The 12,670-nt window shown below is 33.1% G+C and carries 6 protein-coding genes; all 6 read left to right on the top strand.

Annotation, left to right across the window (positions count from 1 at the left end; genetic code table 11):
• Window positions 1-555 precede the first annotated feature (555 nt).
• The 6 genes from FQU23_RS05040 to FQU23_RS05015 all read left to right on the top strand — a co-directional run bounded on the left by FQU23_RS05040 (window position 556) and on the right by FQU23_RS05015 (window position 12,661).
• Window positions 556-2,250: a tetratricopeptide repeat protein gene (locus tag FQU23_RS05040; protein WP_147672861.1), complete on the top strand. Its 1,695-nt coding sequence runs from the start codon at window positions 556-558 to the stop codon at window positions 2,248-2,250.
• A 947-nt stretch (window positions 2,251-3,197) separates the two neighbouring features.
• Window positions 3,198-4,010, top strand: coding sequence for a DUF1338 domain-containing protein (locus FQU23_RS05035; RefSeq protein ID WP_147672860.1), 813 nt, complete (start codon window positions 3,198-3,200; stop codon window positions 4,008-4,010).
• Between the two features lie 166 nt (window positions 4,011-4,176).
• Window positions 4,177-5,733: an aldehyde dehydrogenase family protein gene (locus FQU23_RS05030; protein WP_147672859.1), complete on the top strand. Its 1,557-nt coding sequence runs from the start codon at window positions 4,177-4,179 to the stop codon at window positions 5,731-5,733.
• 58 nt (window positions 5,734-5,791) lie between these two features.
• Complete coding sequence (locus FQU23_RS05025; protein ID WP_147672857.1) at window positions 5,792-8,929, top strand: SusC/RagA family TonB-linked outer membrane protein; 3,138 nt, start codon at window positions 5,792-5,794, stop codon at window positions 8,927-8,929.
• Between the two features lie 21 nt (window positions 8,930-8,950).
• Window positions 8,951-10,453 (top strand): RagB/SusD family nutrient uptake outer membrane protein, encoded by a 1,503-nt coding sequence (locus tag FQU23_RS05020; protein WP_147672856.1) that lies wholly within the window; start codon window positions 8,951-8,953, stop codon window positions 10,451-10,453.
• A gap of 204 nt (window positions 10,454-10,657) precedes the next feature.
• A complete protein-coding gene (locus FQU23_RS05015) occupies window positions 10,658-12,661 on the top strand; it encodes an MGH1-like glycoside hydrolase domain-containing protein (protein WP_147672855.1) in 2,004 nt (667 codons plus the stop codon).
• The last annotated feature ends 9 nt before the right edge of the window (window positions 12,662-12,670 follow it).

Raw genomic sequence — 12,670 nt, 5'->3', positions numbered from 1 at the left:
AAACTGCCTAAAAGAAATATCACCTACTACTACTAAACTAGTAATATAATTAGCAAGTGATCATTCTAACACCGCTACAAAATAGAATATAGCCTTTTCAGCAATTAAAAATTAGATAAATTCTTGTTTTTAATTGCTGAAAGCATGGTCAAAATCTTAAAAATACCATAAGTTAATTTAATAAAATTAGACATTTAACTAAGTAAAAAAGTCAATACCTTTTGAAGAACAACAAAAAATGCTGCTCGTATTCAAATCAATGTAGCAAATATATCCTACTGTTTTGTTTTTATAATCGCAAAAGATTTAAAATCAATGGTTCGCTTTACCAAATTCTACAAAATTTACCCGCATTATTACTCGACAAAACATCAGGAAATGAACTACTTCTAAAATATAACTACAATAATATCAATGAACATAATAGTAAACATTGGGTTTTCATCTTATCTTAAGTCCACACAATTGAACTTAAACACATAAATAATGATGATATTTGAAGCTTTAGAAGCAATATAATAAAGAGTATAACTCTATTTTTAAAACTTTCTTGCAATGAAAAAACTCCCTCATCTCCTACTTATTAGTTTTATATTTGTCTGTTTTACAGCCAAATCTCAGAAAAATATATGGGATGAAAACCCAAGTGATTCACAGGTTGAACTAGACAGTTTGTTAACAATATTGCCAAAATCTATAGGAGAAAAAAAACTGTCATTATTAAATAGAATTGCCGAGATATATTGGGTCATTGATCCTAATAAAACTATGAAATATGGCTCGGAAGCTTTACGTTTATCAAGTGAGTTGAAAAATAAAGACCAAGAAGGGTTAGCACTAATAAATTTGTGTCAGAGTTATTTGTTTAATAATATCTATGATAAAGCTTTACAATACGGGCTACAATCCTTAGAAATACGAAAAGTAATTGGAAACGATTATGATCTTGCCTTTACTCTACGTACACTTGGCTGGTTATATTATGACATTGGGTATTTTGAAAAAGCATTAGAATATCATACCCAGGCTTTAATCATACATGAAAAAATAGGCGACAAGCAGCGAATTGCATACAGTTATAACAGTATCGGCATAATTCATGATGGCAAAGGCGATTATAATTTGGCATTATTTTTTTTTAAAAAATCTTTAAAACTCATAAAAGATTCTAAAAATAAGGACAGAATCGCAGAAACCATGAAAAATATGGGCATTTGCTATCGCAAAATTAATGAACTCAATTTGGCCAAAAAATTCTTAGAGTCTGCTCTGGATCTTGAGAGTGAAATTAAATATGACTACAAAAAGGTTTATATTCTTCATGAACTTGCAGTAGTGTATTTAAAGCTTAAAATTTATGAAGAATGCTACTCATTGTTAGAAGAATCTAGGACTATTATTAAAGCATTGGGTAATAAAAAGGAACTGCTTTTAGAGAATGATAAAATTATGTCTGATTATTATTTAGCATTAAATAACTATAAGGAGGCTTTCAATTTTTATATGAAATATACTAATGGGAACTCTGAAGTTTTCTCAAGCAATAAAAGTGAAAAGTTGGCTGAAATGCGAATTCTATATGAGGCTGAACGACGCGAATCTGAAATCAAGTTATTAGAGCAACAACGTCAATTGGAATCACAGAAAAGAAAATCCTTGTTGATTGGTTCTATATTATTGGCAATCATAGCAATTCTAGTAATAGCTTCGTTGTGGAATAATATAAAAAAGAAAAAAGCTATTTATCTACAAAATCATAAACTTTCTAAGGAAAAACTAAAATCACAATTTCTATTACAGGAGAATTTAGAACGCAAACTAGATTTTCGAACGAAGGAACTTACAAATCTAGCTTTGTTCATTTCTCAAAGAACTAACATTTATAAGGACCTAGCAAAATCTTTAAAAAATTTAAAATTTACCGATTTAAGCTTACTTAAGCAAGACATCAATACGCTTATAAAAGAGTACACTTTTAAATTTGACTTAAATGAAGATATTCAGCAATTTCACGCCAACGTAGAGACCCTACAAAGTGATTTTTTATTTAGAATTAAAGAAAAACATCCTAATTTAACTGATAAAGATATAAAGTTGGCCGTACAGGTTAAGCTCAAACTTAGCTCTAAAGAAATAGCAAATATTAATAATATCTCTGCTAATTCAGTAGAAATTGGAAGACATAGGTTAAGAAAAAAATTAGGATTAGAAAACAAAGACAACTTGGTTGTTTATCTGGAAAACATTTAGGCTATTAATCTTTCTTGGACATCTTCAAATATTATCCTCTGTCGTCGTCCTCAATCATTAACAAAATTTATAAGACAAAAATTGTCAAATTATTAAACAGTTGCGAAATTAATTTCGCAACTGTTTTTTACATTATAAGTACTCCTTTTTATTTTCATCTGTTAATGCACTCCATTAGGTGTTAATATATAATTTGAATAATGTGTTGTTTTTTTACTGTAAATTTTGATTGCTTTTCTCACTGAGAACTTCATAATTGGTAGTGCTATATCAAACTAATCAACAACATATTCTTACTTTAAGATACCCTCTATTCTTTCTGTAATTGAATTTTATTTTGATAAGAATAAAAACTGCCTTTAAAAAAAATCCCTATCATACTAAAAATGTACTAGTAATATTCATAATTCTTTGCTAAGCCCTCTGTATTTAATGGTTTAGTTAAAAATGTAAAGGTCAAGTAAAGTTTCTTTATGATGTTTTATCTTGAAATAATTTAATATTTGTGAATCCAAAACTTAAATTAAAATTGAATTTTAACTCTGCTAACAAATAAATTACGATGGTAATCAAAAAGTCAAAAACGTTCTTAAAAACGTCTAATTTATTGCTTTCTATAATAATGCATTTCGGATTTGTAACAATGTCATATCCAAATTACATTATTATAAAAGGAAGTTTTGGTGAAAATAGTCAAGTCCTCAATATTGGATTAGTATTTAAGAAATTCTACCATTTGTATCATGAATTTTTACGATCTATTTATCTAGATAATTCGTTTTATCGCTATGATATATTATTATTCAACCAATTGTTTATCAATTATATAAAATTTAAAACCCACATAAATGCAACCTTAAAATGGGGGATTTATAATAATAAATTAGTGCCATTGTGACACAGTTGTCACTAAAGTTACATTTAACATCATACTAAATATTTTAAAAATGAACAAAACCGAATTACTTTCAAAATTGTGGGAGCAATACGCTGAAATTACTCCATCCGCTAAAAAAATTCACGATTTATTAGAGGAAAAAGGAGAAGAAATAAAAAATGATCATATCGCTATTCGAACATTTAATGATAAACGAGTTAATATTAATGTGTTAGAAAGACTTTTTCTGGAAGTTGGATATCAAGAAAAAGGAGAGTATATTTTTGAATCAAAAAAGTTATTTGCAAAGCATTATGAGCATTCAACTGATAAAAATGCTCCAAGAATTTTTATCTCAGAATTAGAATTAGAGAAATGTTCTCCAAAATTACAGGCAACAGTAAAAGAGATTTTGGATAATTGTGATGCAGAAACATTCAATAATCCAGAATTAGTATTAAGTGGCGCTATATGGAAAACCAAGTCCCTAGCTGTTTACAATTTGCTTTTAGAAGAGTCTGAATACGCCGCTTGGATGTACGTATATGGCTTTCGTGCAAACCACTTCACGATCAACGCAAATGCTTTAAAAGGTTTTAATAGTTTAGAGGATTTGAATACTTTCCTAGAAAATAGTGGATGGAAACTTAATTCCTCTGGGGGAAAAATCAAAGGTACTCCAGCACAATTATTAGAACAATCAAGCACACTTGCTGATTTACATAGCGTAAATTTTGATGAAGGTACCATGCAAATTCCATCTTGTTATTACGAATTTGCACTTCGCTACCCTATGCCAAATGGAGAATTATATCAAGGTTTTATCGCTTCATCAGCTGATAAAATTTTTGAAAGTACAGACGTTAAATTACAAAATCAATAAATAATTAATAAGCGGTACTCAAAATGCTAAATATTTGAATACTTCTAATTTTGATTTAACTACAAAATAACCTGAAAACCCTACAGCGTATCCAATGCTATCCTTAAAAACTAGATAAAATCAAGTTTTTTAGCGCTGGAACTATGCTTAATTGTAAATAAAACACATGACTACAACAACGTCACAATTTGGAATAAAAGAAGCTTTAACCCAACTAGGAGTAAAGGATATTAATGAAGGTACCTCTACAGGATTGCATCATTTTGCAAATGGCGAAATCCTTGAAAGTAATTCCCCAGTCGATGGAAAATTGATTGGTTCTGTAAAAATGTCTACATTACAAGATTACGAAAAGGTAATACAATCGGCTACGGAGGCTTTTAAAACCTTTCGTTTAATGCCAGCTCCGCAGCGTGGTGAAATTGTTCGCCAATTTGGAGAAAAATTACGCCAAAACAAAGAAGCATTAGGAAAATTGGTTTCTTATGAAATGGGGAAATCACTACAAGAAGGATACGGAGAAGTACAAGAGATGATTGATATATGTGATTTTGCTGTTGGCTTATCTCGTCAATTACACGGTTTAACGATGCATTCTGAAAGACCTGGACACCGTATGTATGAACAATACCATCCTATGGGAGTTGTTGGGATTATTTCGGCATTTAACTTTCCTGTTGCCGTGTGGGCTTGGAACACAGCTCTTGCATGGATTTGTGGAGATGTTTGTATTTGGAAACCTTCAGAAAAGACGCCACTTTGTGGAATCGCTTGTCAAAATATTATAGCCGAAGTTATTAAAGAAAATAATTTACCCGAAGGAATTTCATGCTTGATTAATGGTGATTATAAATTGGGTGAACTGATGACTTCAGATAATCGAATCCCATTAATTTCAGCTACAGGTTCAACCAGAATGGGGAAAATAGTGGCGCAAGCTGTTGCTGCACGTTTAGGTAAATCTCTTTTAGAACTTGGAGGAAACAATGCCATAATCGTAACTCCTGATGCCGATATAAAAATGACTGTTATTGGGGCTGTTTTTGGAGCTGTAGGTACAGCGGGACAACGTTGTACATCAACTCGCCGCTTGATTATTCATGAAAGTATATTCGAAAAAGTAAAAGACGCCATTGTCTCAGCATACAAACAACTCAAAATAGGTAATCCATTGGACGAAAACAATCATGTGGGTCCACTAATCGACACAGATGCAGTCAAAATGTACACCGCTGCCTTAGATAAGGTAGTTGAAGAAGGCGGAACTATTTTAGTTGAAGGCGGAGTTCTTTCTGGAGAAGGTTATGAAAGTGGATGTTACGTAAAGCCAGCAATTGCTTTAGCTCAAAATTCATTTGAGATTGTACAACACGAGACATTTGCCCCTGTTTTATATTTAATAAAATACAGCGGAAATGTTGATAACGCACTTGAATTTCAAAACGGAGTTGGACAAGGATTATCATCGGCTATTATGACTAATAATTTACGTGAAGCTGAAAGATTTTTATCAGTTGTAGGTTCTGACTGTGGAATAGCAAATGTGAACATTGGAACTTCTGGAGCAGAAATAGGAGGTGCTTTTGGTGGCGAAAAAGACACTGGTGGCGGAAGAGAATCTGGATCTGATGCTTGGAAAATATATATGAGACGCCAAACAAATACGATTAATTACACCACAAGCTTACCACTTGCACAAGGGATAAAATTCGATTTACAATAAAAACAAGTAACTAAAAACTAGACAAATAAAAAACTTTAATTAACCAAATTTATTACCAATGAAAAAACGAATTCTATTATTTAAGAGGATAAATTTCATTCTCTTTATGATGTTTCTGTGCCAACCACACTTTAGTTTTGCACAAGAAAATCAACCGCAAAAAAGTGTTTCAGGAAAAATAACTGACGCTAATGGAAATACACTCCCCGGAGTAAATATTATATTAGCAACAACTAGCATCAGTACAAATAGTGATGAAAATGGAAAATACACATTAAGAATCCCTGCTGATATAAAAAACCCAAGCTTAACTTTTACTTATATTGGATTTAATGAAGTAACATTAAATGTAAACAACAGTAAAGAGTTAAACGTTACACTTCAGGAAGAAAACAATAAACTAGACGAAGTAGTTGTAATTGGATACGGTTCCATCAAAAAAGGGAATGTTACTGGAGCAATTTCTTCGATAAAGAAAGAAAGTATTGAAACCAGAGCTACAAACAATGCTTCAGAAGCTATTCAAGGCTTAGTAGCTGGTGTAAATGTTCAAAAAAGTGGTGGTGCTGCAGGTGCTGCTGTAAAAATTAAAATTAGAGGAATTAATACTTTTGGAAACACAGAACCTTTATGTATCATTGATGGATTTCAAGGTTCTTTAAGTTCTGTAAACCCAACAAATATTGAGTCTATTGAAGTGCTGAAAGATGGAGCTGCTGCTGCAATTTATGGGTCAGTTGCTGCTAACGGAGTAATTATCGTTACTACTAAATCTGGTCTTAAAGAAGGTATAAAAGTTGATTTCACTTCTTTTGTAAATAGCACTTCATCAGCAAAAAGAATAGAATTATTAGATGCTGAAGGTTATAAAACCGTTCATAAAAGAATGTATGACGAATACAATAAGTATGCGAATACACCAGTTGCATTGCCAGCATATATAAGCGCTCCGACAACAGCGAACACGAACTGGCAAGACCAAGTTTTTCGTTCGGGATTAGCACAAAACTATGGTTTAGGTATTCAAGGCCGCGAAGGAGTTATAAAATTTGCTTTATACGGTAACTATGCTAAAGAAAAAGGAATTATCATCGATAATAACTTTGGACAAAAAAATGCAAGTGCAAGAGTAAGTTTTAAGAAATCAATTTTTGACGTAGATACTAAACTTTCATACCTATCGACTAAAAGTGAGCAACCTAACTTTCAATTAAAAGAAGTGTATGCAATAGCTCCATTAGTTCCTGTATTGGATTCAAATGAAACTTACGGATATGGATTAACAAACAAAGATGGACTACCATTTAACACAAACCCAGTAGCTGATGAGCGCTTTAGAAGTGGCGAATTAAGAGGTCAAGATTTAACGGCTAACATTTCGATCACTGCTAATATCGCACCTTGGTTGAAATTTAAAACTGCCTATTCTCACCACGAATTAAATTCACAACGCACAGCACATAACGCGCCTTTTATCGCAAACATACAAGCGCCAGAAAAATATACGGTACACAGAGAAGTTAGAACGTATTGGAGTGAGCAAATTTTTGAAAATACCATAATGATGGATAAAAAATTTGGCGAACATGCTATTGACTTTTTATTAGGTAGTACCATCAATCCATCATCGTCTAACTGGAATGACATCACGGTCGAAGGTAAAACGACGGACCAATCTGTAGTAGACGGTCAACTTGTTTCAACTGAACGTCCTGCAGGATTTTTAGACTCTGGTTTTGAAACCATTGGAGCAGGAAAAGGAGGAACTTACTCAGCTGATGGCTCTAAATACCAATACAATAGACTTTCTTACTTTAGTCGTATCAACTACTCTTACAAAGATCGTTACTTAGCACAAGCTACTTTGCGTTATGATGGATCATCTAAATTTGGTAAAGACAGTCGTTGGGGGGCATTCCCATCTGTGGCTTTAGGTTGGAAAATTGATAAAGAAGATTTTTATCCAGAGGATTTCATTGTTTCTACTGCTAAGCTACGTGCGAGCTGGGGACGTTTAGGTAACGAAGCTGCTTTAGGATATTACACTTCTAGCTCTTTGATTTACTCAGGGAATTATTTAAATTCTGGTTACGTACAAGGAACAGGAAGTAACCCTTGGCCAGGAAGTATTGCAACTGCATTAGAAAACCGTAACCTTAAATGGGAAACTACGGATTCTAAAAACATAGGTATTGATTATACCCTTCGAAATGGTAAAGTTAGTGGTTCGATAAATTACTATCGCAATGTTACAGCTGATTTGTTAATTACCAAGAAATTAGCACCTTCAGCTGGAATAGACAACCCAATTCTTAACGTTGGAAAAGTAAGCAATAGCGGACTTGAGTTTGAAGTTAATTATAGCGAACAAAGTAATGACTTTAAATATAATGTAGGATTTAATATCAGTTCTCTTCGAAACAAAGTAGAAAGTCTTGCTAATACAGACCAAGCTATTAACGGACAAGGACTTAAATTTGACACAGAACATTTCCCAACTCAAGCAAGAGTAGGAACGCCAATAAGCTCTTTCTATCTTTACCGTACCAATGGTATATTTCAAACTACAGCCGAAGTTGATAGCCATGCTACAAACGGAAATTTACTACAACCAAATGCAAAACCTGGTGACATTAGATTCAAAGATTTAAATAATGATGGTGTTATTGATGAAAATGATAAAGAATATGCAGGTACAGGTTTACCAAAAGTAGAAGCTAATATAACTTTAGGAGCTAGCTACAAAGGATTTGACTTTAGTACATTGATTGGAAGTGGTTTTGGAAACAAACTATACAACGGAAATCGATATTTCTATGAGTCTATGAGCTCAGGAACTAATATGTTGGCTTCAACCCTTAATTCTTGGACTCCAGATAACAATAGCAACATTCCACGTGCTGTACTTGGTGATCCAAACGGAAACAGCAGAGAGTCAGATCGTTTCCTTGAAAACGGAAATTTTGTAAGAATGAGACAGTTACAAATAGGATATTCATTACCTAGCTCATTATTAGAAGCAGCAAAAATAGACAAACTTAGATTTTACGTAAGTGCTGAAAATGTATTCACCATCACTAAATACTCAGGAACAGATCCAGAATTCTCAAGAACTAACTTGCTAGACACTGGTGTTGACCGTTTTGTATATCCATTTACAAGATCATTTATTGTAGGTGTACAATACGTATTTTAAGAAATTTATAAAGAAACAATCATGAAAAACATATATAATTTTATTACCGTATTATGCATCTTTACACTAGTAGGATGTAGTAATGATTTCCTTGAACAGCAGTCTCTAGACCAACTTAATTCTTCTACTTTTTGGAGAAATAAGGCTGATGCCGAGGCTGGATTATCCTCAACCTATGCTTATTTAGAAGGATCAGTTGAAGAATATGCCTTTGCCGAAGTAAAATGGCCCGTTGAAGCCTATCGCGAAGACATTTGCAAACTGGGTAGCGATGCCTTAAATTATCAAAATTGGGTGGAACTTGCCGATTTTACGTATACAAATGGTAATAGCCAATTAACATCCTACTGGAAGTTAAATTATCGTGGTATTAGTAATGCTAATCAAGTTATTACTAAAGTGGGAGAAATGCCTGCAACTGCTATTAGTGATGCTGATAAAAACCAAATTATTGCAGAAGCACGATTTTTAAGAGCTTACTATCATTTGAAATTAATTCTTAATTGGGAAAAAATAAAATTAAGAACTAAATATATTACAAATCAGAATGAAATAAGCAGTCCTCTTGCTGAACGTGCAGAAACTTGGAATTTTATTGTTAGTGAATTAAAAGCAGTTGCTGAAGTGCTTCCTGCAGCTCAAGCTGCCGATAAAGCCGGTCGTGCAACAAGCGGAGCTGCTAATAGTTACCTAGGTTTTGCATATTTGACTAGAGCATATGAGGAAACTGCTGAAAAACAAACCCATCTTACTGAAGCAGTTAAAGCTCTTGATAAAGTTCAAGGATACGAACTAGTAAAGGACTATGTGAGTTTATTTAATGGAACAAACAAAAACTCAAAAGAATCTATTTTTGAACTTCAATTTAGTGAAAACACTTCTAACGGAGCATTCTATCGTACTGCACTTCATTTCTGGATGGCTGCGAGTGAATTAGGCGGTTGGGACGAAATTTTACCAACAGATATGTTGATGAATGAGTTCAAAAAAGAAGGAAAAATAGCAACTACAGGAAATTATGACAGCCGTCTTTATAGTACTATTTTCTTTAAAGATCCATATTTTAATGATGCCTCAAATCCTAGAATTTTTGGAGCTACTTATGACGAGAAATTTGGAACTGCTAACAAACCTGTTTTCCGTAAGTATTTACCTCCTACCCAAGAGCAAATGGATACCGAATTTTTAGGGCTTAATGTACCTTTAATGAGATATTCAAATGTGCTTTTGATGAAGGCAGAAGCATTAAACGAATTACAACGTTCAGCTGAAGCAATTCCTCATATCAATTTAGTAAGAGCTCGTGCTGATATGCCGGCGATGATAGGTCTAACTTATGATGCCGTAAAAGCACAAATTGAACATGAAAGAATCATTGAATTCCCTTTAGAAAACTTCCGTTTCTATGATCTACGTCGTTGGGGAAAAACTAAAGCGGCTCTTGACGCAGTGGGTCGTACTGGATTTGACGCTGCAAAAAATAATTTCTATCCAGTGCCTTTAACTGAAATACAAAATAATTAAAAACAATAAAATAGATTCAAATAAAAAGAATAGTCCGAATAATATTTGGGCTATTCTTCTTATTTTTAAAAAAATACATTTTTTAAGTTACACAATAGAGTTATTGTGAGAGAATGTATATTAACAAATATTGTGTGCTCGTACCAAATACATATTATAATGACAAGTGAGTTGTACTTTTCTATGTTAACAAATTAAATAATCATGTACAAAAAAGAAACATTTTATATACTTCTATTCTTTTTACTATTACAAGCTAGTTTTGCCCAAAGTAAATTTAGCAACTTAGAATTAAGTAAAAACAACCTAAACTATAAAGGAAACCCTGAAAATGCTAAGGATAGAAAATCATTGGCTTTTTCTGATAAGGGCGCTTGGTTTGCCTTTGGATTGCTAGAGCATTCAAGTATTCAAGGTGGATTTTCTGGTCCATTTTTAATGACAGAACAAAATGGAGTTTGGTTGAGTTCTTCCTTTCTTTCTTTGCATCTAATCGATGACAAACAGCAAGAAATGATCAATTGGAAAACGGCTTTAAAAAGTCAGAACAGTTACAATAGTCATTTAGAACAGGAGTTTTCAAATGAAAAACTAAGCATCAAACAAGAATTGTTTTTTTCATCTGGACATACTGCGATTCAAAAAACTAGCATAACAAATACTTCTTCAAAAAACATAACACTTACGCCTGCTTTCAAATCAGATATCTATCTAGATAACCTGGAGCTTTCAGTTGTAGAAAAGTCTTTAAAAATAGTTTCATCAAAAAGTAACGCGATTGGTTATTTGCAGTTTATTAATGAGGACAGCAAAATAGAGGTTACAAAAAGCGGCTTTACTGCAAAGACTCCTCAACTTGTATTAAAACCAAATGAAACTAAAGAAATAGTAGTTTCTCAAACGTATATTTTTCCGCAATATGACTGGAAAAAAGAAAAAGAAAGTATCTCAAGATTACAATTTGATTCGGTTTTAGAACAAACACAACAAGAAAAAGAAAATCAATTATCACAACTAATTGCAAAAAAGAAACCAACATACAAAGGTTCTGAGTACTCCACTTTCCTTGCGAAATTAGTACTCACTTTGCAAAACAACACTCGAATCGCCGCCGAAGGTTTAAAACACGCAGGCTTATTCCCTAGCTATCATTACGAATGGTTCCATGGTTTCTGGGCTTGGGACAGCTGGAAGCATGCTGCGGCAATTGCTCATGTAGATTCAAATCTAGCCGAAAACCAAGTGCGAGCTATGTTCGATTTTCAAGAGCCTAATGGTTTTATACCTGATTGTATCTATAGAGATACCTCGATTGAACCTAATAATTATCGAAATACTAAATCACCACTTGCTGCTTGGGCAGTTTGGGAAATTTACAAACAAAATAAAAATATAGACTTCGTTAAAGAAATGTATCCTAAATTAAAGAAATATCATACCTGGTGGTACAAAGAGCGTGACCACGATCAAGACGGGATTTGTGAATTTGGCTCCACAGATGGTACTTTAGTGGCTGGAAAATGGGAAAGCGGAATGGATAATGCGGTGCGATTTGACAACAGCAAAGTACTAAAAAACGCCGAAAATGCGTATTCGCTGGACCAAGAAAGTGTGGATTTAAACTCTTTCCTTTATGCTGAGAAAAACTATTTGAGTCAAATGGCTGACGTTCTAAAACTAGCTAAAGATGAAAAAAAATGGAAAAGGGAAAGCAAAACCCTAAAAAAGCAAATTCAGACACAGTTTTGGGACCCAAGTACAGGATGGTTTTATGACACTTCATTGGACGGAAAAACATTCGTAAAAGATATGGGGTGTGAAGGTTTCTTGCCTCTATGGGCTGAAGTTGCTTCTTCTAAACAAGCAAAGGCCATAAAAGATAATTTACTTAATCCAAACACCTTCAATACCTTTGTACCTTTACCAACATTGGCTAAAAACAATCCGAAATTCAATCCAGCTAATGGATATTGGAGAGGACCAATATGGTTAGATCAAGTTTACTTTGGTATTAATGGATTGGAAAAATACGGTTACAAAACAGAAGCCAATCTTCTAACAAAAAAACTGATTCATAACACCGAAGGTGCTTTAGAAAAAGGAAAATCTATAAGAGAGAATTACCATCCTACAACTGGAAAAGGATTAGAAGCTGAAAATTTTAGCTGGTCAGCCGCTCATTTTCTACTTTTACTATTAAATAACTAAAAACAAACG

The organism is Flavobacterium sp. XN-5, assembly GCF_008033395.2.
GTDB lineage: Bacteria > Bacteroidota > Bacteroidia > Flavobacteriales > Flavobacteriaceae > Flavobacterium > Flavobacterium hiemivividum.
The sequence above is the reverse complement of the archived record's forward strand: the minus strand, read 5'-3'. Positions and strand labels throughout refer to the sequence as shown.

Bases quoted from the DNA above. Each gene is read 5' to 3' on its own strand.
- FQU23_RS05040 (WP_147672861.1), top strand. From the start codon at position 556: ATGAAAAAACTCCCTCATCTCCTACTTATTAGTTTTATATTTGTCTGT.
- FQU23_RS05035 (WP_147672860.1), top strand. From the start codon at position 3,198: ATGAACAAAACCGAATTACTTTCAAAATTGTGGGAGCAATACGCTGAA.
- FQU23_RS05030 (WP_147672859.1), top strand. From the start codon at position 4,177: ATGACTACAACAACGTCACAATTTGGAATAAAAGAAGCTTTAACCCAA.
- FQU23_RS05025 (WP_147672857.1), top strand. From the start codon at position 5,792: ATGAAAAAACGAATTCTATTATTTAAGAGGATAAATTTCATTCTCTTT.
- FQU23_RS05020 (WP_147672856.1), top strand. From the start codon at position 8,951: ATGAAAAACATATATAATTTTATTACCGTATTATGCATCTTTACACTA.
- FQU23_RS05015 (WP_147672855.1), top strand. From the start codon at position 10,658: ATGTACAAAAAAGAAACATTTTATATACTTCTATTCTTTTTACTATTA.